Raw genomic sequence first — 24,174 nt, 5'->3', positions numbered from 1 at the left:
CAATGTTTTACCATAGTTATGTGGATAAGTTTATCGGCATTGGACAACTTACCGCCGGTTCCCGTCAGCACACATCCTATAACCCGCCAGCACACATTTACAACCCTCCAGCGCACATTTTTATCCCAACAGCACACATGAAACTCCCGCCAGCACACATCCTGATGGCCTTTCAAGCCAGAGCTGGCGCGGCCTGAAGCATGCCGGGATCTGTTTGGTAATATTAGGATCTATGTAGGATCTTATTATTGGATCTATCCAGTGGATAACTTTAAAGGTTATCTATTTGAGTGCATTATCGTTAAAAATCACACACTGAATATGCTCGCCTGGTCATAAGAAACCCGACCGGAGAGTACATTGAATATCCCAAGCTTCCCATTACCATCCAAACCTCAAATTGAGGTTAAATTTCATGCTCCAACGGTGAAAGACGCAATCAAATACAGCGATTTCAATCCAAGTGAAGATGAGGTTACAACAACAGAATACCTTAACTCCATGCAGGAGCCTCCGATCAGCGACAGTGCTGAATGGACCATTCAAGACCGTCGAACCGCACTGTGGTGGATCTTTGTTAACTCGCGCCCAGATCCAGTAATGACATATTCCTATGAGTGCCGCCATTGCAACAGCTCTCATAATGCAGATATTGACCTAAACCAGTTGGCTGAAACAGTTGAACTGCTGACCGTAGAGCCTCACGTAAAAACACAGGTTCCGGTGAATGGAAAACCAACTCAGTGGACTTTAAAACCACTCACTGGTCGTGGTGCTCATATGCTCGAACGAATGCGCGCCTCTCTACCAGATATGAAAGATCCAGACTACAGTGCCGGAATGTCTCGGTTTCGCATAGCTGAACTTGCTTTATGCACAGCTCTCGACGATGACCCAGAAGACTTTACCGAAGCAGCAAATAGACGATTCGAAATGATCGAAGCTATGGCTTTAGAAACCGAATTTACACCCCTCGTAGCGCGTATACAGCTCATGCAGCGCGACCTGCGCCATGGGCTACTCATGTCGATAGAACATGGTACAAGCCGTCTAATCCTACCTCCGCAAAAATGCAAAAACGCAAAGGAGGGTGCAGACGTTACCACGACGCTGTACGTCCCATTTCTCAATCGAGAGTTTATCCCATCAATTAGACCTGAATGGATGGCTAACCATCATTAACAACCTTGCTCTTTATGGATATCAGCCGGTGGGAGACGTAGAGCGCCTTTCTCAGTGGCGAGCCATCCATATGAGCAAAGCGCTGGAACAGAAATATAAGGCTCAGGCCGTGAAAAATAGATAGCTCAGGCAGCTGCGCAGGGGAGGATGTTTTGGATAAACAGCAAGATCGGATCGCTATCATTAGCGCAATCGAGGATGCCAGCGCTAACGAGCTCAAAGCACTGGCCGATATTAAAAACGCCATAACCGCTAAAGGCACCTTAGTAGCGGGCGCTGGCGAAAATCAGGGGCGCGTTACACGTAGGCTTTCACATATAAATAAACAGGCACCGGTAGTCACAAATGATGTCTCTGGAATAGCGCTGCAGCATGAGAATGTCTATGTTTCCCGAATGCCCAAAAAAGCACGACGTAAGCCTAAACTGGTGTCTGATCTCGGTAACGTTTTACAAAACAATCAGACATCAGAGCCAGCGGAAAAAAATCTGAAGAACTCTGTAACTCTAAAGAGATCATACCGGCAGAACATTCAAAGAATACATAATGACACCACAGCCAACTCATCCCCAAAAATAACGCAACGTGACGGGAAAGGCCGCTTTATCTCGGAAAATAAGCAATCCGAGATAGCTGAGAACAACAACCGTAAGAAGCAAAACAGCGCTACCGCCAAGCTTCAAGAAGGTTTTTTGAGAAGGCTCGGTTCAATAATTGGCCTCGATGATAAGCATGATAAAGCAGAAGGCAGCGATGTTACGGACGCGGCCGGAGTGGGAGTCGGTGGTCCTTTATGGATGGCAGCCAGTGGTGTAGTGGAGTTAGCTAAAGAGACTGGTGGGAAAGCTATCTCGCTCAAAAAGTGGGTTGATGAGCTAAATGGTGACAAAAAAGACGTCGGTAAAAAATCCTCAAAAGTTACATCGAGCACTCAGTCGGAAGCTCTGAGTTATCCACCAGCTCAGGCAAAGCCAATTTCTGCTCCAGAGCTGGGTAAAGTTAACTCTTCTAAAATTTTTGCAGAAAACCAAGCTTCCCAATCGGTCAAAGTGATCCAGGAGCAGACCAAGGCCCTATCAAGTAATGATGATCGTATTATCGGAACGCTTGAGGACGTAGAAGACGAGATAATTAAGCTCAGAAAGTCTATGTCTTCCGGTGGCAGTTTCAATATGCCTGACTTCTTCAGAAATCGTTGGCCTGGCGGTCGAAGGGGTACAAAACGCCGCGCTGGTGGAGGTTCAACTGGTCGCGGGAATAATCGAGGTGAACGCCCTGATTCTATTGAGAAGTCCACCAGAAAAACGCGTGGCACTAAACCTAAAGGTCGGTTTGGACGCATAGGTAAAATTTTCAGCAGTGTCGGTGCAAAGGTTGCAGCCGGTACAGCAGCAACAATCGGTGCAGTGACAGGGGCGGGCGCACTAAGTTCCAAGGGAGCAAACACAGCAGCCAATACCGCAAAACCAATACTGAAAGAAAGTAAGGCAGCTGCTCAAGTCACCGCCAAAGGGACCGAAGCCGCTGTAGCCAAGCAAGCAGGCAGCGCCACCGGAATCGCAGCCGAAAAAAGTGTAGAAACAGCAGCAACTAAGCAGGCCGGGAAAGTGACTGGCTCAGTGGCGTTAAGAGAAACCGAACATGCTGCAGCCAAAATGGGAGCAAAGGCTGCAGCCAAGGGTGCTTTGCGCTTTATTCCTGGTGTCGGCACTGCGCTTCTTGCTGGTTATGACGCGGTAGAGGGCTTTAACGATGAGGATGCCCAACGGGAGGCTTTCGGGGTAGCCGAAGGCAAAGAGGTATCTACTAAACAGAAAACCGCTTATGCCGGTGCAAACGTGTTGGATATGGGCGGGCTGTTAACTGGTGCCACAAATCTTGTTGGCCAAGGACTTTCAGCAGTTGGTCTAAGTGGAACAGGGGATAAACTTCAGTCTGTCGGAACTGACTCTATCGCACGTGGGTTAGAGGGCGGAATGGACTTCGCCCAATCGATATTTTCGGGGGCTAAAAACTTAGCGTTTGGGGCAGCGGCCAACGTTGTCGATAAGGTTAAATCAGGCTTCAGGTCAGATGAGGACAGTACCAAACAACTCAAGACCTCCATCGAAGATGGCACTCGAAAAACTGTTTCTGCGATCGAAGGGTTAAAAGGGCAGTTACAAGGGGGACAGTTTGGCGAAGATGGTGTCGGTGAGCATGGTTACACATCAAAAGCTGAATTCACGGCACCAGCGGCCAATAACATCGCAGCTGATCTAAATATTGGTGGAAGCAACGCTAAGAACCGTAATTTTCGCAACAACAACCCGGGTAACCTGGTATTTGCAAACCAAGAAGGCGCGAGCCTGGAAGCCGCTAATTCGAATGGTGAACAGCGTTTCGCCAAATTCAACACGCCTGAAGAGGGCATTCGTGGATTAGCAAATCAGGTATCCAGTTACTACGAGGGTACCAGCAAGGCTGCTGGCTACGAGAAACTTCAGACAGTATCGAGCATTATTTCTAAATGGGCTCCGCCGAACGAAAATAACACGAATCAGTACATCAAAAACGTCTGTGATTATCTGGGCGTATCCCCTAACGAAAAGATCGACGCTTCCGACCCTGAAGTGATGACCCGCCTCGTTCGCGCCATTGCGACGAAAGAGGGCGGAAATCCGGCAGTCAACGATGGGTACATCAAAGACGCTCTGGGAACATTCAACAGGGATACTGGTAAGTGGGAAGGCAAGTTCTCTAACGAATCGCTAACGAAGATAAATGCCGCTCGGACTGCTAACGGCGAGCAGGCTATTGCGGCAGATTCCCAATACAGCTTCGGTAGTAAGGTGAAATTGGCTAACTCCACTGGCACAGCACTGGCACCACAAAAAAATGCTGTGTCTTTTAAAACGCCAATTACCGACTCAGAAGTCGCGCAACGCGCGCAATCAGTGAAGAAGCCAGTACCAACGCACGTATTATCTCCAAAGCCAAATGTGTCGAACGAAACGGCATTTAAACTGGCACAACAGCATTCAGCTAAGGCACTTACAGCTACACCCGCAGGACTTCTCACCGAAGAGACAGCCGCCACTAAGGTACCGCAAGATGGCTTGATGTCTACCATAGGAGATTTAGGCGCTTCTTCCACATCTGCTATGACTGGGTTGATGTCGGCCAATACACCTGAAGCTATCCAGGCTGCGATAGCGAAATCCCGTGAGCTGGATAAACAGATCAGCGCCAAAGTTCAGGACTGGACAGGAAAAAAGGTTGGCTTTACTCCGGCCGCACCTCTGGCGGCTCTTCAGCAAGTAAAACGACCTAGTGCCCGCCAGGACACAGGCAAAAGGGCAGATATCGACCTGTTAGGTACCGCCAGTCAAGATGATCAAAACCCGCCGCTAAACGAGCGAGGAATCCCTGTTTATAACAACGGTTACAAAGTCATCGAACAAGGAGAGGGTGGAAGTCCATCGCTCTTTGAATCATCCGTTGAAGGCTTAAAGAACATAGGATCTGCCATTTTACCGACAGCTGGTGAACATGTATCGCGAGTGATTGGAGGTATTAGCGGCGGCGGGGTTGTTAACGATCTCATGTCTCAGGTTACAGGGGGAAATTCTGACATAGCGCGAGCTGTGAGTCCTTTAACCCAAAAGGCGGGAAAATTGCTCGACGGTGGGATTCAGTCAGTTGCATCCACTGTCAGTTCAAATGCAAGTGGACTGAATAGTACGCTTTTCGGCGCGCAGCCTAAGAGACAAGAACCTTTCCTCAGTATGCCCCAGCAACTGCCAACGGTAACTGACCTGGCCCGAAGCGGCGTTCGACAAACTTTAACCACTGACAACATAAATAACGATCCGGCTATGTTGAAAACGCTGGACGGTGTGTACAGCGTTCTCAAGGACATCCTGGGAGCCACCAAGAGCGGAAGCAAAGGTGATCCTGACAAAGTGGTTAAAACGGCCCAGCCGCAGCCAAGAGAACGTGCCAGCACCACAATTAGTGATCCATCACTGGATGTTCTGCTGGAGGATTGAGCATGTTTTATGAGGTGGACGCGCTTCTAAGCGTGGACGAGAACGGAATCGTCATTGCAAAGGGGCAAAAAGATGTATGGATGGCCCGGCTACACGAATGGCTACGCACTCCCTCCGGGAGCGTTTATGGGCTGCCGCATTGGGGGAGTCCTATGGAGGAGTTCAAGCATGAGCCTATCGGCTCGGAAACTAGTCACTTAGTAGAGGTGGCCATCGAAGGTAGGTTGGTAACGAAGCTGGGAGAGGATTTGCCGGGCTTAAACATCGAGTCAATTCGTTGTGAGGCTCTGAGCATGGACGAATTACAAATCAGCTTTTTTGCCCATGGTGGTGGAACGAGTGTGATCATGAAGAAAAAGCAGGAGGAATCGTGAGTATCTCCGAGGTTTTAGAGAAATTTAACGCCAAACTGAGCGAAAACAGTTGGTGGTCGAGGTTCGTTAACAGTCAGTTTGCGCAGATGATGGCCGTCCTAGGCGCGCAGGTTATATATATTGCTCAGACCTACGCAAGCAGGGCACTGGTTGAAGGGTTTATCACGACTGCAACACGTCGATCTAGTATCCTCGCCGCAGCGGAAGATCGTGGATATGTAGGGCGTTTTGTTGAGGCATCTCATGGCACGGTATCAATCAAAAATAAATCTTCTGAAATCATAATTCTGCCCTCTGGCGGGGAAATTCTCACATCGGATCAAACCCCATTATCATGTGATAACACCGTGACAATTGGTCCCGGCGAAACTGTCTATGGCGTGCCAGTCAAGCAGCAAGAAGCGATCAGTGTTAGCTTCGATATTGCAGAAGAAAAACCATTCCTAACTTTACTGCTTACTCGGGATATTACGGCTGAAGTTTCAGAGTTGTCAGTTGTCATTGTGAATGGAGACGAGGAGCAGGTATGGACTCGTAACCCACTATTCCGTATGTCACGCAGTGATAGTAAACACTATGCGCTGGTATATAAACCTACAGAGCAGCTAGGGGTACGGTTCGGTGATGGCTCCATGGGAATGATGCCACCAGCTGGTTGCCAGGTTCGGCTCGATATTCTGGCAAGTCTGGGGGATTACACCCTTGCTCAGGGACAGAAGCTTGAAGCCGCCGGTAATATCGCTAAATATGCGGACGTCCTCGAAATCGTAACTGATTCTGTTATCTCCGGCGGCGGCGGTATGGAATCAACCGAAGAAACAAGAAATCGTGCGCAATACTACGTTCCCTTTGATGAGCAGGTTGTATGGGGTGGCGACTATCGTCATTTTGTGCAAGGTGCAGTTAGTGGCACCTCTTGGCTGAACGTCTGGGGAGAGGCTGTTCAAGAGAGCATAACCGGTTTTGATGTACGTAATATTAACCGTATCTTCTTCTGTGGGCATAAACCGGGTGTATCGCAGGAAAAGCTAGCTTCAGAGATTCTTGAAGCACTGGCCCCCATTCCTAACGAGCTAAACAAGCACTTCGAATATGTGCCGACAAACGAAAAACCATTCACTATCAAGTTCAGCGGAACAGCCAAAAAAAGCGTTCTTATTGATGACGCCCGCAAGGATCTGAAGGAGGCGTTAGAGAATAACTTTGGGAAAGATTCGCCATCATTTAGCAAATTACTTCAAAGTGAGGATGATTCACAGCAACAATATTACGCTCAGGTAAAGGTTAAAGATATTTGGCGTGTTATCGAGGATACAGGGTTATTTATTTCCTATGATGTTGAGGCGATTGATATGAGTGACGCCGTATTGATGAATGACTTTGTTTATCTCAATGTTGAGTCGTCTGACTTCGAATCAATCAGCTATCCGTAGGGTAAAACTGTGAAAGAAAATTGGCTGAAAGAGCAGTTAACACCAGCTAAGCGCAGCTCAAAATTATGGGCTGCGTTTACTGAAAAGATGCAGGACATGTGGAATGAAACTGTCGAACCGGTCCTGACGCGAATCAGTAATCGCAAATCCTTTTTCACCATGGATAGTGAAGATATGGATACACGGATTTCGGAATATGGTCGTTTCTTCATAATCGCAGAGGAAGACAGAGCCCGGCGGCCCATGCTTCTTACCCAGCGTCTCGATGAGGTGCATTTCAAAGGTACTACTCGGCCAATCGAGCAGACCCTTTGGCGTGAGTTCGGAGAGATGCCTGTATCTTGGGAGCCGTTGTACGCGCCCACTGACATCGTTAAAACCCCTTACGGATCGTATTTGGCAACAGCACAAGAAGTTGAGTCAGCCACCGCTAGTTATGGGGATTTTTTCCTTACTTCCCGTGGTCGAGTTGTACTTAATCTCAATAAATTATATGAGCTTTACGGTGCTGACGATATTAATGCGAGCATAAGGCGTTTTCAGTCTGACTTTACCAAAATCATAGTTCCTCTTATTCCACTGCATATTGTTTATGACGGCTTAACGTTGCAGCTAGTATTTAAAGCGATAGAGAAAAAGGAAAATCTTGTATTTTTTGACACTCAAATGAGTTTCAATCATAGCTTTGATTTCGGCGATAAGACCGACGCTGTTGGTGTAAGAACTAACATTTCATTCAATGAAAATCGCGTTATAAAAAGCCTTAAGCGCTCTCTGGATATGATACCTATTTGCTTTGATGGCATGCCGCTTGATGCTTGGCCCTTAGGTATGACAGCAATTATTCCACCAATAATCCCTGAAAGAGAAGAGGGCGATGGGCGATTGTATACCCAGGATATGTCCGGGCGCGATTTCACGGTTGATTCCACTGTTTTATTCACATATAGCCAAGGAGAGTCTCGCTTGATGCTCAAAACTCTTGGCCAGTACGGCTGTATTGTCGAGTATGCAGATAGTCGAGTCGTCCGGTACGGATTTCCCGGCTTCGTTGATGAGGTGATCTTGCAACCTCTGGCCGGTAACTGGAGGGATGAGATTCGTCAAATTAACTATTTGCAGTGTGCTGATGAGATACGTCAGAGTGCATCAGTATACGAAAGGCTTAACGAGATAACGCTAGGTCAAATCAGGTCAGAGCATGATCACGCCGATTTTAATGATGCTCTTATAGCCATATCGATGATGGGCGGTGAAAGTTCAGATGTGTTTATTGTTAGCGAAGCCGCTGACGACTTTCTTCAAAGTGATGTGTCAGCCAGCGTTGAACCGATTTTTACCGCCGTGGATGAGGGGATTATAAACGCTGACGTCAGTTCGCAGGTTCATTATAGGTTGGATGATGATAATTCCCATCTGGTGCAGGGCAGGAGCTTTACTGGGGTGAGTGGACAACAATTTAATGGCGTTCCACGGGAGCTGGGTGCAGTTTCGTTGACACTCGATACCTTACCGCTTGATGCGTGGCCAATAGGCCACACCCACATCGTTCCAGCCATCATCCCGGGTGAAAAAATTCTTGATCCGCGTATTTTTGAGCAGGTGATTTCTGATACCGGAGAGTTTGCCGGTGTTGTGGGGTTATACGTGTCAACGCTTGGATTACATGGTTGTATTATCGAATATGCAAATGGTGACCTAGCGACGATCCTATTCCCAGTTGATAGCGAACATGTGCTCATACAGGAGCCTGCAGGCAGCTGGAGAAAGACTATCAGGAAAATAAATTACCTGATGGGTTCTAGCGCCTAACGCTCAATTTCACAAACTCAACAAACTCCGCAGACTACCACTTGCGGAGTTTGATTCCACTCAAGGGCTCGAACTCCTCTCAGTGCATTTTGAGGGGATTTAAATGGCTGATGTTCTCGCCGCTCGTACTAGCGGTACGCTTTATAAAGCGCAATTACTCGATTACTACTACTCACGCCGCGCGGAGTCTGCGATCGGTAACGGCCAACGCTTTGAAATCAAAACGGCATGCTGGGGCAAATCGACGCTGGTTTCGGTGAATGAGGCTGGTGGTTGGAATATCTCTGATATCCCAACTGACTTCGTGCTGGAAGACATGACTACCAACTTCGCGAAATCTGAACTTGTGCGGTCAGTTCAGGGGAACATCATCACGCTTAATGCCGTGTTGCCTCAAGACAGCCTTGAGGAAGACACTGTTTACGACTTCAATACACTCGTGCTATTGGACGCAGAAGACAAAGCCATCGCCGTGCTTGCTACTCAGCAAGATACTGTATACCAGGGAAAGAATTACTCAATCATCATGATGATTGAGCAGGCAGGGAGCTGAGTATGAGCGGATCTATTAGTGGTGTGAGCCTTCTGGCCGCAGATTCTCGTAAGAGCCTGATCACAGACGTACAGTTTTACGAGGCCTACACCTCAACAGCATTAAACCGGAAATTTAAAAATATTATTAAGCCTGGAATCTATTCAGGTTTTAATGTCGTGCCTGGCACCGGTCTGAAGGTTACCGTGACCTCGGGCAATGAAGGTGGTGCTGCGTCTGTTGATATTGATAACGTCCAGTTGTCAGTGCAGCAAATTTTAGATATTGACGTCGACATCCCTGCTGGCCAGACAACGATTATCGCGTTGCAGGCATTTTATAAGTTTGGTGTGAAAACGAGCCAAGTAACGGACGAATCGACTGTTAATGCAGCTGAGATTGTTACTATTAGGGCTCAGCAACTAAAAGACGGCCAAATAGAGTTGTGCCGGGTTGCGGTACCGGAGGGGGCAACGCAGATTACTTCGGAAATGATAGACACGTCTTTCCGTGTATTTCGCAGCTTGGGGCTTCAGTTAAGCGCAGAACTTGATAGCGAAGAAGAAGGGGTCGCTGCGAACTCCCTCGCTATTAAAAAAGCGATTTCCTTCCTGTCTGGGGAGGGAGTGCCGGAAGCCCTCTCTACACTGGCTCAGTTAGCCGCAGCGATAAACAATGATGGTAATTTCGCGCAGACAATTGATAAGGCACTAGACCTTAAGGCCCCATTGGCGAGCCCGACGTTAACCGGGACACCTAAGGCTCCTACAGCTGCCCAAACGGTAAATAACACACAGATAGCCACCACCGCTTTCGTTAAGGCGGCGATTTCGGCTCTGGTAGGTAATTCAACTCCCGAGGGCCTCGATACTCTAAGTGAGTTTGCTGCTGCGCTGAATAATGATCCCCAGTTTGCATCTACTATGAAAAAGGCCCTCGAAGGTAAGCAGCCGCTTAACCAAACCCTCACAGACCTTTCTGGCAAAACGGTTGCTGGTATTCTCGAATACCTTGGTTTAGGAGAGGCCGCAAAGCGGGGAGTTGGCACCGGCTTAAACCAACTCCCTGATATGTCCAATTTTGCCAGCAATAGTAACCACAACGGCTGGATGACTTTTCCGAACGGACTAATTATCCAGTGGGTCAGGTTGGTTGGCGGTTCAAACACAACCGGCGGGCTTGATATTGATGTTACGGAGTTTAATTTTCCAGTGCCATTTCCAACGGTTGTGTATGTTGCTTTTCCCGGTCCTATATCATATGTACAAGCCATTAGAAGCGTGGAAAGAATAAGCTTGAAGGGAGCCTCGTTATTGGTTCAAGCACATTCAGGCCAAAGCTTTTTTGGCGCAACTACTTGCGTACTTGCAATCGGAAGATAAAACGTTAGTTAAAAGCACCATGTCATATGGTGCTTTATATTATGATTTTACTCTTCAGGCCAGCTGTATACTCTGTACCCATTATTAACCGCCTCAACCAATAACCATTGAGGAATGTCAGGTAATGCTATATCAGGCCAGCCATCAATTGTTGGCCATTTCTTGAAAGTGAGCCTGACGCTCATTAGCTCCTCCCTTTCATCCACGGTGAGCTCGGTATCGTTAATGGTGTAGTCTGAAACGAGCATGCTATCGGTTGCGGATATGAAGCTATCACGCAACTTTCTTGCTTTACTTTTTATCTCGTCCTGAGTCAGCACTACTGCAGGTATGGCCTCCCACATGGGGAAACCCTCCTGATTAGGCACTCGTCGCATACCTAGTGGTGTTGCGGTAAATTCAATGAAAACTTCCTCCACTACTGATTGGATGTCATCAGGTAGAGTTCCAGCCTGTTTGTAACTGTCCAACAAAGCCGCTGGATAAAAAGCATTTGTCGAAGCGCTGTAAAAGTATTCCATATTTGCCCTCTCACATGAAGATTCAATGCTATGAACTATGTGAAATAGGTGCATAAAATTCGTTGTTTACCTATTCACTTTCTACTTGGCGCAAACAGGCGCGTCACACCATTATTTACTTTTGAAATACTCCTTATCATGATTGTTTTTTTCGGATCGGATAACCTCTGTCATCGTGAACGGATTAAACAGGCGCATAATAAACTCTCCACGAAAAACCATTATTTGATGGGGCACCCGTTGCGGCCATTGTGCAACGAGCTTTGAAACCAACATTTGTTGTTAAGGCATCAATGATCATTGATGAATGAGCATAGTTGGGCCCAGTTCCAGGATCGGCAGAAAGGCGTTCGGCAATGCTGATATAGCGGCTTATACCTGGTAGCGCGATTGGGTAATTAACCGTTGCCAGGCCGTTATCAAGGATTACACCATACCCCATTACCTCAATGGCTCCATCCGACCATATTACCCAGGCTCCATTTGCGTTGCTTCCTCGACTGGTTACGTATTTAGCTCCCCCTAAACCAACGTTTAATACCCTATAGCCAACCAGCTAAAAGTATTCCCTCCACTTCCACCCTCAGCATAGGCAGTTGTAGAGTGATATGACCACGTAAAATGATTTGCGGAGTCAGCGTAAATGCTTGCAATGTGTGTATTTACTACATCATTACTTGCTGCATTAACTATAAGTAGTGCATTTGGGAAAGTAATCGGGAATGTTCCCTCCCCTGTATATCTATTTACTCTACCGCCTAGAACAACATACGAACCGTGGTCAGCAGCATAATCAATTCCTACTCTCCCCCATTGAATTATTAATTTCCGTCCTCCGCCCAAGGGCAGGGTGATCCATCCAGAGGTGGCAAGCGTACCTGTTGCGGCGGGCAGTTTTGCACCCTCTCCTAAACCAACGTATACAGTGATTAAAAAACATACGCGCTTAACGTTGGTTTAGGGGAAGGCTCCGCGCTGCCAGTTGGTACACCCGTACCATGGCCATCAGCAACACCACCGGCAGGGTGGCTCAAATGCAACGGAGCAGCGTTCACGGCTTCCCAATATCCGAAACTGGCGCTTGCCTATCCTGCCCTCAAACTGCCAGATCTTCGCGCTGAGTTTATCCGTGGCTGGGATGATGGCAGAGGGATAGATAGCGGAAGGGGGGTGCTGACAGCTCAGTTTGGCTCCGGGATTGGGATGTTTGTTGGCGGTTATACTGATGGAACTGCTTATATTGCAGTGAGTGATTTCGATAGCGTTGTCGATAATAGCCCGTCATGGTCACATATTAGTACCGCTGGAATTATTTCTTCTATTACAGGGCAAAAGTCATCATTTGGCGCTCGCCCACGTAACATTGCGTTCAATTACATTGTGAGGGCTGCATAATGTTGATGGCAAAATTAAACAGTGAACATATCGCCGTTGTAGCCGGTGATATTACTGTATTTAACTATGACGGATTGACGCGCGAATATCTATCCGAATCAGTGGAGACTTTGCCTGTTGGTGTGGGGATTCCCGCTAACTCATGCATTGACGCGCCGGGAAATAAAAAAGAAGGCTTTGTCATTTGCCGGACAGCCAATATTACCGCGTGGGAATATGTCATGAATCACCGTGGTGAAACGGTGTATAACACTGAAACCGGCGAACCCTTTACCATTACTATGCTAGGAGATTACCCAGAGAAAACAACTCCCCATGCTCCAGCCACACCATACGATAAATGGGATGGCAGCCAGTGGGTTACAGATTTGAATGCCCGACATTTAGCAGATGTCGCCAGTGCTGAAACTGAAAAACAGTCCAGAATCGATAAAGCCAATGATTACATCAATAGTAAACAATGGCCCGGTAAAGCAGCTATTGGGCGTATGAAGGTAGAAGAACTGACACAGTATAATCTGTGGTTGGACTATCTTGATGCGCTGGAAGATACAAACCCTTCCAGCGCACCAGATATCAGCTGGCCTATACCTCCGGCTTCGGCGGAAGGGTAATTTCAGGCGCGGTACTTGTATCGACTTTACTCAGTTTGTAACGGTACCGCTGCCACTCAGCAAGGCGCGGCATATCTGCGTCGTCAATGTACCCTCCAGCCTGAGCATCTGCCAGCGGGGCAATAATCCCCGCCGCCTCTGAGAGTAACGCGTTTTTTTGCCTTTCAGCCTCCGCCACATCAGCAGCATGTTGCGCTTGCGTATCGGTTACCCATTTGCTGCCATTCCATTTATCATATGGCGTAGATGGCGTCTGTGCAGTGGTGTCCTGTGGATAATCACCCGGTGCATTGATGGTAATTTTCTCACCGGTCTTTGTGCTGTATACCGTCTCACCGCGATGATCGGCAACGTCTTCCCAGGCTTTGTTATCGTTCGTTCTGCAAACGGTAAAGCCGTCTTTTATTTTGCTAGGCGCATCTACACACGAATTAGCCGGAATGCCTACGCCTACGTGTAAAAACTCTACTGATGATGAAATATATTCGCGCGTCAATCCGTCATAGTTAAATACAGTAATATCACCGGCCACCACGGCAATATGATCGCTGTTTAATTCCGCCTTAGACATTATGCAGCCCTCACGATGTAATTGAATGCGATGTTGCAAGGCGCTGTTTCATTTTGCCCCTCTTCAGTTAAATACACGCCACTACTTCCCGAAACCGCATAATAAGTTGTTGCTGCTGCTTTCCTTGATTGTTCATGTACGGCAGGGGTTTGATTTCCATCGCCATTACCAAATAAAAATCCATGGGTATGTTTCCTCATTTTATCTGCAGCATACGAAAGAATAGCCCGCCCACTATCCAGCCCGCGCCCATCATCCCAGCCACGAATAAAGACGCCCCGTAAATCAGGAAGCGTGCCGGAGGGATAAGCTATAGACAGCTTCGGATACTGTCCTAATGAAAATTGTGCTCCGTTACATTTCAAATACCCGGCCGGGAGAGTTGCAGACGGCCAGGGAATGGGAACGCCAACAGGCAAAGCTGAACCTTCTCCTAAACCAACGTTTTGAATGAAATGCTTGCCGATTCTTGTTTACAATCAGTCACATTTTAAAGGGTATTTAATTGGTTAAAAGTTATGCGAATTGGCTATGTTAGGGTGTCAACAAATGACCAAAATCCTGAATTACAGCGTGATGCAATTGAACGAGCAAAATGTGAACTAATTTTTGAAGATAAAATGACCGGAGTTAAAGCAAAGCGCCCGGGCCTGAACAAATTACTCAAATCCCTTAAACCTGGTGACACGGTTGTAGTTTGGAAACTTGATCGCTTGGGCCGCTCCTTGATCAATCTGGCCGATCTATTGCAAACATTTAAAAAAATGGATGTGAAATTTCTCTCCATAACGGAGGGGATTAACACCAACACGAGTATGGGGCGGTTTACTTTCCACATCATGTCAGCACTTGCTGAAATGGAAAGGGAAATCATCATTGAGCGAACCCGAGCAGGCTTGGCTGCAGCAAGAAAAAAAGGGCGTATTGGCGGGAGGCCTCCAAAATACTCTTACGATGAATGGCAACAAATGGGGCGCTTAATCCGTAATGGATTAACCAGGAACCAAGTGGCAATCATCTATGACGTTGGTGTATCGACCCTCTATAGGAAATTTCCTGCATCTATGATGGAACAGGTTATGGATGATGATAATGAAGCTGATCAGGCCTATTTTGAAGAAAAAACTGATTGGGAGAAGGCCCTTAAGTTATAGCCTGGGCCGTTCAGTTAACTTTCCTCTTAACTATGAAGCCCATCGCTAGGGCCTTTAGCTCCGCGCTTGGGCCCATTTTTTGATGCTCATAAGTCCCTGTCTTCAAGCGTTTCATAGCCCTTATTCTTCTACCCATGAATCATTTCCTACCCATACAAATTACAGACTAAATAAGTTCCCTTCTGCGTTCTAACGTCATTTCAGGAGGGTACGTGTTCGCCAACTACGAAACTCTGTTTCTGGCTTTACTCCTGTCCCTGTTAAGCGGCACTGGCGTGTTCCTTCATGGAGTGCGTGAAAAGCGCATACCGGCTTCGTTTTTCAATCTGATAACGGAGTGGGTGATGGCGCTTATCGCTGGCGTAACAGGTTTTTACGTCGCCAGAAATCAGGGGTGGGAAGATAGCCTTATGTTCATTGCAGTGCTGGTTGCCAGCAACAATGGCCGGGAGGTATCAACCGCAATAAAAACGAAGTTCATCACTGTGCTTACGGCAATGATGGGCAGTAACAAAGGTGGGGAAACTCATGGGAAGTGAGCATTATTTTTTAATCTTTATGTTTGGTTTGGCTCTTTTTGACCGATTCGCTATACGTCGTAAAAGCGCCCTGATTATCAGTATCGGGGCCGCAGCTGTTAAACCGTATGCACTCGCCTTCCCGATCCTACTGGATATCAGGCGCAGTTGGATAAGCGATGCCCATATTGAATACAGCCTTCAAGATTTAAACAATCCAATGGTTGTTATCACTGGAAAAACGCGCCCTCTCGATGTCTCGCGCCGGGGGAGTAGGGAGGAGTTTTTATTGATAAACACTCGCTACCTTGAAAGCGGTCGGTGGGATCTGAAGGTACGTATTTTTAACGGTAACTGCCGTTTAAATCCGTTATATCGCATATTTCCACTGTCAAATGTGATGGAAAAACAGTACACAATTAACATCGATCCAGAGGGCCGCCTGAATGTCGAAGGGTGAATACGTCCAGCTCAAATTTGAAGAGCTCAACGAGAAAGGCCTGACCAAGCTGACTAAAGCGATGGCGAAGGCTGGCTATGAAGTCGCTAAAGTTATCCCAGCGGGAAAATCGCGAAAGAAAGATGGTATCGCTACGCGAACCTTTACATTGATCGGCCTAGACGAACAGGTGATAGATGTCCAGGTTAACGATACAGGCGATATTTCCGGCATCAAAGTAAACGGCAAAACATCGCCCTATCAGCCAGTAAAATCGATTTCTGCCCTGGCACAATCCCTTTCAGCGCTATTCAAACGCGGCGCTACCGCTTTTCAAAAAGCACTTGCGCGAAAAATGGCTCGTGCTGCCAAGAAAAACCTCAATGGTAGCGATAAGAAGTCACTAGGCATTAAATCCAACGCGCAGCAACTGGCAGACGCCAAGGCAAAGCGAGATGCTGTAAGCGACGATATCCAGCAGGTTAAGACTCGCCTAGGGGTGGTTCAGACCAATACCGATAATGCGATGACCGAAGCTGAAAAGGTTAAAGCTGCTCTGAACCAGGAAACAGCCCGTACCCGGCAACTGAAAGAAGAAATTGCCCAACTGGAGGAAGTCGCGTGATCAAGAAGCCAATCCATATAAACACTCAGACCACGTTCGCTGAGTCATTATCTACGAATTTACCGGCTCGTTGGAGCGCTGAACCGTTAAGCGAAGATGATCTGTTATTAGAGGCCGCTACGCTTGAGGATATTGAACTTGCCTATTTGGGTAATGAAATCCTGGCAGAGAGCGATGGCGCGATGTTTGAAGCGATCACAACGAAGCGCTTAAAACTCGCTGCTACCATGCGTGCGTTTATTCGTGTACTTAATCGTGGACTCAACGGGACGGACATCAAAGCTGGAACCGATGAAGCGGGAGAGGATGACAATGGTTTGCCAACGATAGGTGGTGCTATTATTGGCAAAGTAAGACGTGTTGCTAATATTCCTGTTATGACTGCGCAGATCCCCCTCACCGACGGGCAAACCACCAGCATTATTTTCCATTCCCCTACAGCTGATAACGGACGGGTTAAAAACGACGATACGCTTGTAGCCTTCCAGTTTCTGCTGAATAAAAGGGACGTCACGCATGTTGTTGCGCCCATTGGCGGCCGCGATGTAACCCTTAATCAGGTATGCCAGGTACTTTCGAACCTCATTGAGCGTAACAGCGCAAAATTTCAGAAGGCTAAAGAACGGCAGGCTCAAATAAAGGCCGATATTGAAGGCTACCTAAGTGAGGCCGATAAGCTGGGAGATGAGCGTTCTACTCTAATAGAACAGGTGGAGAACGCTCAAAATGGTCTGGCAGAAAAACGTGACGCCCTGGCGTCTTTACAAGAGCGTCTGCTAAGCCAAAAGAATCTTAATGCAGAGCTCGAAGATAAGCGTAATAAGCTGCTTGCGGCAAAAGAAAATCCGACTCCTGATCGTGCCTTCACCAATCAGCTCCGTTCTATCAAAAACGGCTTAAGTATGGATGGTGTGTACACGCTCAGTAATGGGGCCGTTGTGAAATATAAAACTGTTGATGCGGCTGGTGGGCCAGAAAGTTTTGTCACCATCGATAGCGGTGATGAAAGCTACAGTCTTCAAGCTAAAGATATGCAGGGGAAAAGTATGGCAGATGCCGCTACCAAGCTTTTAAAAGCGTATCGCGAACATAACGCTGAAAAATATAAAGTGGTGGTGCAGCCGGTCGAACCTCTTTCTGAGCCTGAGCAGGAACCGCAACCGCAACCACAACCGGAATCTGACGGCGTTGGACAATTCAAATACGCGTTGCAACTGCGCCCCGCTTCGCTTGGCACTATACCCGATGGTAATACTGCCATCCTGCCTCGCCCGGAAAACGTTGACGAGCCATATTACGATTACATGCGTCATGGTGCTGTTACGTATAACCGCAAGCTGACCGATGAAGAGGTCAAAGGGTTTGATCTCCTGTATCTTCCCGGCGGTGATGAACTGCAGTCTCTCGCGGAGCAGATCGCCAATGGCCGCATGAAAGAGTACGCTGCGCAATATCTGGAACAGTCGGAAGAAGACCCTGCAACCTTCAAAGCCCAAGTTAAGCTGTTTTTCCGCAAAGCCTTCCCGACCGTTGCATATCCGCTTGGAAATGAGCAGAATTTCTTCCTATTGAACGTACTGGCCGAGCTGAAAAAAGTTGCTGAAGCTGATGTGAACAATGGCACCAGTGAAGATGTGCCACCGGAGCAACCCCCGGTGGAAAATGGGCCAGCGGAAACAACCACAACAGGTACGGAAGAAGTGAGCGAAGCCGATCAGGAAGCCAACAAGGCACTGGACTATATCAAGTCCGTACCATCACAGTTTAATTCCCGTAACCTGGCGGAAATCAGCGCAGAGTTGGATCACGTCCAGGAGGCTGCTAACGCGCTCATAGCAGCAAGTCGTTTCGATGAAAACGAGACGTTAGTCGAAGCAGCTGTGGATCACCTGATTAAGATATTGGCTGAAGTTCAGCAGGGAGTTGCTTAATGGCATTGTCTATCATGGAACGCCTGGCACTGGGTAAAGAGCTGTCCGGATTAATGCAGGAGCAAAAATCCGCGTCAGTTATGCAGCGCATGACGATCGGCAAGCATATTGTTGAAGTGATGATCAAGCTTGGCCTAGGTGCAGCAGCAGAACCCAGGTCCGAAGAAGTGCCCGCCCCAAAACTCCCTCCGGAACCTGAAGATGCTCCTCGGGTCGTTAAAGACTTCTTGGCGGGAGTGTTCACAAAAGTGTCGCAGATGGAGTTCATCGATACGCTGCGCGCAATTGCAGAATACATCGGCCAGCACTTAACGCTGGATCAGGCCAAAGAGCAAACGGCCTTATGGGTGGCCCAAAACGGGTATACAGACTGAACATAGAGGGCTTAATGCCCTCTTAAAACGAGTGAATTAGCATGGCTAGTCGTGGAGTTAACAAGGTAATTTTGGTCGGAAATCTGGGCTCCGATCCTGAGATGCGTTATATGCCGAATGGAGGTGCGGTTGCCAACTTCACTTTGGCCACCTCTGAGAGCTGGCGTGATAAGCAGACCGGGGAGATGAAGGAACAGACTGAGTGGCATCGTGTTGTACTGTTTGGAAAGCTGGCAGAGGTAGCCGGTGAATACCTGCGTAAAGGCTCACAAGTCTTTATTGAAGGGCAGCTGCGTACCCGCAAATGGACAGATCAATCTGGTGCGGAAAAGTACACAACTGAAGTCGTAGTAAATGTTGGTGGTACCATGCAGATGCTTGGTGGACGGCAAGCTGGTGGAGCTCAGAACGGCGGTGGCCAGCAGGGCGGGTGGGGGCCATCGAACCAACCTCGCAGCGGCGGCCAGGCGTCCCCGGCTCAAGGCAATGAGCCACCGATAGATTTTGATGATGATATTCCATTTGCAACAATCGGACTTCAGTACGGAAAACACCGTATCTATGCTTTATAAAGTAAAGCCCCTTCACAGGGGCTTATTTATATATGGAAATATAATGTTTGAAGTTATCCAGAAGCTCATCAAAAGATACACAAAGAATATCGGAGTGAGCTACAGAGGTTTTACTGGTTCTCCACTCTAGACGTTCTAATTCCTGATTGTCTAAGTTCATGTCTTTTCCAGTAATAATGATTCCTGAGAATTTTGCAGAACTATTTCCAAAGGTGTTCCTAAAATCATTTGTTTGACGCATATCATCTAGCTTCCACAGCCAGTCCATTAGTTGAGAATGCGCACCTTCAAACCTTCTTGACCAATCTGGGGTGGATTTTCCCGATTTCTTTTTAAAGATGCTATCAGGAGCGCCATCTTCAAACTCAACCAATAAATAACTGTTTGTTGCTTTGCAACCAACTATCAGATCAGCCTTGAAGTCGCCATAAATATCGAATTCAGTCGCGAAGCAGTCAGCTGTCCTCATCTTAGGTAAGTGATAGCAAATCAGCAGATTTAAATCAGGGCTCTTTTTAAAAAATGGAAGCACGTCCCTTTGTTCAGAGAGAGTTGATTTTTGAGAGAGCAATGCGGTATAGGCAGCCAATTGTTGTTTTGCAGCAGCTTTAGAGTATTTGTGATTCTGCAGTAATTTCATTCTCCCTCCAATTGTTCAGGGAGAGCTATGTCCGCAATGGAAATTGTACTATCAGCGTTATCAATTGAAAAAACTATTGTGATTCTTGTGTCTTTTCTCCCGTAAGAGTATACATTTCGATACGAGCCAGAACCCAATAACCTCACGTTAGGCAATCTAGCGACCTCATCCTTAGAGACCATACCTTGTATGTTAACTAAGAATTCAAGTTCACCAATCGCTCTTTCAGCTTCACGCTGAGTTTTTTTAGGCAATGTTTTCAATGCAAGCATCGCTCGTCTTTCAATCTCAGTTTTCATACCTTGCTCGCTTTTCAAGGATAAGGCTGTTGTTAATCGCTGAATTTTAAGCGCACATGAACATTTCACATAATCTTTTCGCTTTTTCACCTACAAATACCATACTCCCCACAATCCCTCTGACAAGGGGGATTTTATGACCATTTCCGTACAAACCGCGTTGTCAGCGGCGACAGACATCGAAGGCGTTATTGCTGTGTTGGCGTCTTTATCCATCCAAGAAACCCGCACCGGCCGGGCTAGTTACGTGGTAACGAGCAAAGGAGCCGAGGTTAAGACCGCTTTCAAAGTTGTCGAGGCAACAGCATTGACTATCTCGAACAACCTGGATGGCACTATTAACCCTGATTTTCCTGCAGAGCTTCAGCCCCGCGACCGTACTCGCTTATCGAGCAAACTCCAGGTAAGCAAGATCGCGTCCAGTTTGCGTCCTGCTCAACTAACCGACTCTGGGATGAGTAGTCACGGTGCGCCGATTGTTGGCCCTGATAACGTTGTGGAATCGGGTAACGGCCGGTCTATGGGGATCTGGCGTGCATACCAGCAAGGCCAGGCAAATGACTATCGCCAGTACCTGATCGACCATGCCGCAGAGTTTGGCTTAAAACCGTCCGACGTATCTGCTATGGAAATGCCCGTGCTGGTGCGTGAGCGTGTAACCGAAGTTGACCGCGCCCAGTTCGCGCGAGACTCCAATATCTCTGATCTCCAGGAAATGGCCGCAAGCGAGAAAGCTTATGCAGATGCTCAATTCCTTTCAGAAAGCGTGATGGCGCTGTTTAATCCTTCAGAAGATGGAAACCTTTTGGCGCGCTCAAATGATGGTTTTATCCGGGCATTTTTACGTGAAATAGGTGACACGGCGACGGCAGGCCTTCTAACTACCGATGGGCGCCCGACGAAGCAACTTATTGATCGTGTGCAAAACGCGATTTTTGCCAAAGCCTACAAAGATGAGCGCCTTGTTCGACTTATTGCTGAAGAACCCGATCCGGAGATGCGTAATATTCTGACCGCGCTTAACACGGCGGCCAGCGATTTTGCACAAATGCAGTCATTATCTGGTGACATCCACCATGGCGCTGTGACCGGGCTGGTGGACGGCATCGAAACCATTGATGGCCTGGACAAGCAAGCTATCGCTGCGCTACAGGAAGCAATAAATCTGGTCAGAGAGGCAAAGGATAATGGCCAAGCGCTCGAAGAGGTTATTGCCCAGCGAGGATTGTTTGGTGAAAGCACTCTCGAAGCTGAGGCGCTGGCGCTTTTCATTGTCACCAATAACCGAAGTGCAAAACGCATGGGAGCTGCGTTCAAAAAACTCGCGCAGAAAATTAATGACGAGTTGACGCACCAGCTGCAGGCTTTGGGTGATATGTTTGGCGGCGGCGAGGTTGATCTGCGAAGCGTGCTGGCGGCGGTTTCCGAGGAAATTGAGTCAGAGTTCGGGGAGGGAAAGGGACTGAACTTCGCTATGTTTGAAAGCGCCCCCGGGGAAGTGGACCCTTATATTTCGGATCTTATTTCCCGTGCTTCCGATGTTAGTGAGCTGGTCAGGATTGTGCGGCTCAGTGAGCAGATTAAAAGTAATGTGCACAGTGGCGAGCAAAACGTCAAAGACCTTGGTTTCAAGCTTCGTTTCTTCAATTACAACACCGTCCGAGAATGGATAAGTAACAATGGCTATAGCGATGGTGTAGTGCGGGCAATGATCAGTTCAGTTGATAAAAGCATGTTTTACAGCAGCGCGCTGAAAACAGCGATCGAAGATGGTCATGCGGCCCCTTCTTTGGTTGACCCGCGAAACATCCACTACGCGATAGAGTATCTTAATGATGCAGCACAAAATGGAGGCAATACTGAAAGAGTAATAAGAAATTTGCATCAACTTGAGAACCTTGTCCCTAGTGAAATTAGCTGGCCAGAAGTACAAGAATCTTGCATTAAATGGTTCGCGACGAACCAAAAATTACCCCCAAATCTTAAAAAATCATTGTTGGCCAGCTTCACGAAAAAAATGAGTAGTGCCAAAACAGTGCAACAACTGGTAGCAGCGATCCAAAATGCAGAGAAGTTAGCCAAGAAAATGCTTTCTGACATTAGCGGAGTAATGGAATCCGGTAAGGCTGTACTGGAAAGAGTGGGGCTGAGTAAAGATATCGATATCAATGTTATCGCAGACGGCTATATTTCCGCCCTGAACAGTCTAAAGCAGATTGGCACTGATGTGGACCCTGGAAATATTGAATTCCAGAGCACGGTAGATTTTTATATTGAACAAATAAATAAAGTGCAGGATAACCCGGAAAAGCTGAAGCCGTATTTGAAAGCGGTTTTTGACAAAAATTCCGGGTTAGCGCTTGATGTGCGTCATTTAAAAATGATTCTGCGGGCTCATCCTGAGCGAGACCGTTTAGAGCTTGAAATGGATGACCTATCGAGGTTATTTAGTGATCGCGTTGCGTATCCTCCGGCTATAACGACCATGATTCACAAGAAGGTAAAAGCTGCTTTCGATACTCTTCTTGAAACCGGTGGCGTCACTGCAGAACAGGCGAGTGAGTGGAGTGAAGGCATTAGGCTGTCTGATCAAGTAGACGAGCTGACCGCACAAGACCAGCCTGACTACGGCCGCAAGGGTTTTAGTATAAAAGGGGTGGCCGCAAAAGCCTACGAGCTGGTTGGTGGCAATCTTGCTTCGTTAAACCACATTTATCATAGCGATGGCGTTAGGGCGTACGCTAACCGTAATGGGGTAATCGCTATAGAGGGCAATACTGACGGTGAGCATGTGCTTTGGCATGAGATAGGGCATCACATTGAATACTCTAATCCACACCTGCTTGAACGTGCGAAGGCCTTCCTCAAATCCAAAGCCGGTGATCGACTGACATATTACAACACCGGCACCAGGGGAGATGCTGAATATATGGTAAGGTCTGCCTTAAGTGACCGGTACATGTCTAAAATTTATATGGAATTAAACTTCAGTGCTAAGAGCGGTAAGCCGCTATCTAAACCACCGGCTTTAAACAATTGCCGCAGCACAGAGATTTTTTCTATGGGCATGCAACTGTATGCCGACCCGGAAGCAGCCGCAAAATCAGTTTTGAACGGTGATGGTTTGATAGAGTTTTTCCTGGGGTGCATGAAGGAGATACATCATGCGGATTAAGATCGTATCGCCGGAGAAACTGGACGGCGTGATTGAGTGCCAAGAAGATGGTTCATTCATCATTGCCGAAGGTCAAATTACTATAGAGCAGATGGCAGAAGAGCTTCGCCTTGTTCGTCCGAACTCTGCGACCGGCCTCGTTAATACTGTCAACTCAAGGCCTGAGTTTGTTCTACGGAGCCTGGAGTATGTTGGTTGGTTCGTTGAGTGGCCAGAGGTGGCAGGTGCTGAAGTTGGCGATCAGAGCGAGGAACACGAACCTGGTGACTTTAACGTGAATTGAGCAAAAGCCCGCTTTATGCGGGCTTTTTGTTTCGAGGTATAAGTTCGTAATCTGGGTGTTCGCCTGCAAGCAACAGGAGGTACTGGAACTCTCCGGCCACAAGGAACCTGGTTCGTTCAGGGTCAGTGTTCTCTTTCATCTGCCAAGCGCGAAGCTTGTAACCCATAATGTCGGCCAATTCTGTTTGGGTAAGATTCATACGGCTTCGGATAGCACGTATTGTCTCAGGTGTGTTTGGAGGTAAATCGCTCAATTTCTTCCTCAATTCTAAAACAGGCCAGGTAGCGCCCATTATAACACTATGACTTTAGTTCTTT

The 24,174-nt window shown here is 47.6% G+C and carries 23 protein-coding genes and 1 pseudogene; 18 read left to right on the top strand and 6 right to left on the bottom strand.

Translation table 11 applies throughout. From position 1 onward, the window contains the following. The first annotated feature begins 360 nt into the window (after nt 1–360). From KGP24_RS24355 to KGP24_RS24325, 7 genes are all read left to right on the top strand, one after another. Nucleotides 361–1,182, top strand: a complete 822-nt coding sequence (locus KGP24_RS24355) for a hypothetical protein (protein WP_223563645.1) — start codon at nt 361–363, stop codon at nt 1,180–1,182. Between the two features lie 152 nt (nt 1,183–1,334). Continuing rightward, on the top strand, nt 1,335–5,213 hold the full coding sequence (locus KGP24_RS24350; protein ID WP_223563644.1) for a transglycosylase: 3,879 nt from the start codon (nt 1,335–1,337) through the stop codon (nt 5,211–5,213). A 2-nt stretch (nt 5,214–5,215) separates the two neighbouring features. Beyond that, nucleotides 5,216–5,587 carry a hypothetical protein gene (locus KGP24_RS24345; protein ID WP_223563643.1) on the top strand — a complete coding sequence of 124 codons (372 nt, stop codon included), beginning with the start codon at nt 5,216–5,218 and terminating at the stop codon, nt 5,585–5,587. Beyond that, a complete protein-coding gene (locus KGP24_RS24340) occupies nt 5,584–7,020 on the top strand; it encodes a baseplate protein (RefSeq protein WP_223563642.1) in 1,437 nt (478 codons plus the stop codon). Before KGP24_RS24345 ends, KGP24_RS24340 begins: the two co-directional genes overlap by 4 nt. A 9-nt stretch (nt 7,021–7,029) precedes the next feature. Then, nucleotides 7,030–8,832, top strand: coding sequence for a hypothetical protein (locus tag KGP24_RS24335; protein WP_223563641.1), 1,803 nt, complete (start codon nt 7,030–7,032; stop codon nt 8,830–8,832). Nucleotides 8,833–8,935: 103 nt separating this feature from the next. Then, nucleotides 8,936–9,385: a phage tail protein gene (locus KGP24_RS24330; protein ID WP_223563640.1), complete on the top strand. Its 450-nt coding sequence runs from the start codon at nt 8,936–8,938 to the stop codon at nt 9,383–9,385. Nucleotides 9,386–9,387: 2 nt separating this feature from the next. Then, a complete protein-coding gene (locus tag KGP24_RS24325) occupies nt 9,388–10,746 on the top strand; it encodes a hypothetical protein (RefSeq protein ID WP_223563639.1) in 1,359 nt (452 codons plus the stop codon). Nucleotides 10,747–10,793: 47 nt separating this feature from the next. On the opposite strand, the gene KGP24_RS24320 is transcribed toward KGP24_RS24325, so the two are convergent. Next, the gene (locus tag KGP24_RS24320; RefSeq protein WP_223563638.1) at nt 10,794–11,267 is read right to left on the bottom strand and encodes a tail fiber assembly protein; all 474 of its coding nucleotides are present in this window, start codon (nt 11,265–11,267) and stop codon (nt 10,794–10,796) included. 184 nt (nt 11,268–11,451) lie between these two features. Next, nucleotides 11,452–11,709, bottom strand: a complete 258-nt coding sequence (locus KGP24_RS24315) for a hypothetical protein (RefSeq protein ID WP_223563637.1) — start codon at nt 11,707–11,709, stop codon at nt 11,452–11,454. A gap of 533 nt (nt 11,710–12,242) precedes the next feature. On the opposite strand from KGP24_RS24315, the gene KGP24_RS24310 reads away from it, so the two are divergent. Together KGP24_RS24310 and KGP24_RS24305 are read left to right on the top strand one after the other, a co-directional pair. Beyond that, nucleotides 12,243–12,662 carry a phage tail protein gene (locus KGP24_RS24310; protein ID WP_223563679.1) on the top strand — a complete coding sequence of 140 codons (420 nt, stop codon included), beginning with the start codon at nt 12,243–12,245 and terminating at the stop codon, nt 12,660–12,662. Continuing rightward, nucleotides 12,662–13,276 carry a tail fiber assembly protein gene (locus tag KGP24_RS24305; protein ID WP_223563636.1) on the top strand — a complete coding sequence of 205 codons (615 nt, stop codon included), beginning with the start codon at nt 12,662–12,664 and terminating at the stop codon, nt 13,274–13,276. The genes KGP24_RS24310 and KGP24_RS24305 overlap by 1 nt, the downstream gene beginning before the upstream one ends. On the opposite strand, the gene KGP24_RS24300 is transcribed toward KGP24_RS24305, so the two are convergent. Then, nucleotides 13,248–13,847, bottom strand: coding sequence for a tail fiber assembly protein (locus KGP24_RS24300; RefSeq protein WP_223563635.1), 600 nt, complete (start codon nt 13,845–13,847; stop codon nt 13,248–13,250). The two genes, KGP24_RS24305 and KGP24_RS24300, sit on opposite strands and share 29 nt — an antisense overlap. Then, nucleotides 13,847–14,266 (bottom strand): phage tail protein, encoded by a 420-nt coding sequence (locus tag KGP24_RS24295; RefSeq protein WP_223563634.1) that lies wholly within the window; start codon nt 14,264–14,266, stop codon nt 13,847–13,849. The genes KGP24_RS24300 and KGP24_RS24295 overlap by 1 nt, the downstream gene beginning before the upstream one ends. Nucleotides 14,267–14,365: 99 nt before the next feature. Here KGP24_RS24295 and KGP24_RS24290 point away from each other — a divergent pair, with 99 nt between their 5' ends. The 7 genes from KGP24_RS24290 to KGP24_RS24260 all read left to right on the top strand — a co-directional run bounded on the left by KGP24_RS24290 (nt 14,366) and on the right by KGP24_RS24260 (nt 19,460). Continuing rightward, nucleotides 14,366–15,001 (top strand): recombinase family protein, encoded by a 636-nt coding sequence (locus KGP24_RS24290; protein ID WP_282454311.1) that lies wholly within the window; start codon nt 14,366–14,368, stop codon nt 14,999–15,001. A gap of 212 nt (nt 15,002–15,213) precedes the next feature. Then, nucleotides 15,214–15,540 (top strand): holin, encoded by a 327-nt coding sequence (locus KGP24_RS24285; RefSeq protein WP_126336412.1) that lies wholly within the window; start codon nt 15,214–15,216, stop codon nt 15,538–15,540. After that, complete coding sequence (locus tag KGP24_RS24280) at nt 15,530–15,979, top strand: lysis protein (RefSeq protein ID WP_223563633.1); 450 nt, start codon at nt 15,530–15,532, stop codon at nt 15,977–15,979. Before KGP24_RS24285 ends, KGP24_RS24280 begins: the two co-directional genes overlap by 11 nt. After that, on the top strand, nt 15,966–16,583 hold the full coding sequence (locus KGP24_RS24275) for a hypothetical protein (protein WP_223563632.1): 618 nt from the start codon (nt 15,966–15,968) through the stop codon (nt 16,581–16,583). Before KGP24_RS24280 ends, KGP24_RS24275 begins: the two co-directional genes overlap by 14 nt. Continuing rightward, a complete protein-coding gene (locus KGP24_RS24270) occupies nt 16,580–18,514 on the top strand; it encodes a head protein (protein WP_223563631.1) in 1,935 nt (644 codons plus the stop codon). The genes KGP24_RS24275 and KGP24_RS24270 overlap by 4 nt, the downstream gene beginning before the upstream one ends. Continuing rightward, the gene (locus KGP24_RS24265; protein WP_223563630.1) at nt 18,514–18,888 is read left to right on the top strand and encodes a hypothetical protein; all 375 of its coding nucleotides are present in this window, start codon (nt 18,514–18,516) and stop codon (nt 18,886–18,888) included. The genes KGP24_RS24270 and KGP24_RS24265 overlap by 1 nt, the downstream gene beginning before the upstream one ends. Before the next feature lie 41 nt (nt 18,889–18,929). Continuing rightward, a complete protein-coding gene (locus tag KGP24_RS24260; RefSeq protein WP_223563629.1) occupies nt 18,930–19,460 on the top strand; it encodes a single-stranded DNA-binding protein in 531 nt (176 codons plus the stop codon). A 22-nt stretch (nt 19,461–19,482) separates the two neighbouring features. On the opposite strand, the gene KGP24_RS24255 is transcribed toward KGP24_RS24260, so the two are convergent. Beyond that, nucleotides 19,483–20,100 carry a Shedu immune nuclease family protein gene (locus KGP24_RS24255; RefSeq protein ID WP_223563628.1) on the bottom strand — a complete coding sequence of 206 codons (618 nt, stop codon included), beginning with the start codon at nt 20,098–20,100 and terminating at the stop codon, nt 19,483–19,485. Next, nucleotides 20,097–20,489: a hypothetical protein gene (locus KGP24_RS24250; protein ID WP_223563627.1), complete on the bottom strand. Its 393-nt coding sequence runs from the start codon at nt 20,487–20,489 to the stop codon at nt 20,097–20,099. Before KGP24_RS24250 ends, KGP24_RS24255 begins: the two co-directional genes overlap by 4 nt. A gap of 46 nt (nt 20,490–20,535) precedes the next feature. Between KGP24_RS24250 and KGP24_RS24800 the strand changes: the two are divergent. Both KGP24_RS24800 and KGP24_RS24240 read left to right on the top strand, forming a co-directional pair. Further along, a pseudogene (locus KGP24_RS24800) lies at nt 20,536–21,888 on the top strand (hypothetical protein); the annotation flags it as partial. A 1,675-nt stretch (nt 21,889–23,563) separates the two neighbouring features. After that, nucleotides 23,564–23,857, top strand: coding sequence for a hypothetical protein (locus tag KGP24_RS24240; protein ID WP_223563625.1), 294 nt, complete (start codon nt 23,564–23,566; stop codon nt 23,855–23,857). Nucleotides 23,858–24,174: the final 317 nt, after the last annotated feature.

It is taken from the genome of Enterobacter sp. JBIWA008, assembly GCF_019968765.1.
Lineage (GTDB): Bacteria > Pseudomonadota > Gammaproteobacteria > Enterobacterales > Enterobacteriaceae > Enterobacter.
The sequence above is the reverse complement of the archived record's forward strand: the minus strand, read 5'-3'. Positions and strand labels throughout refer to the sequence as shown.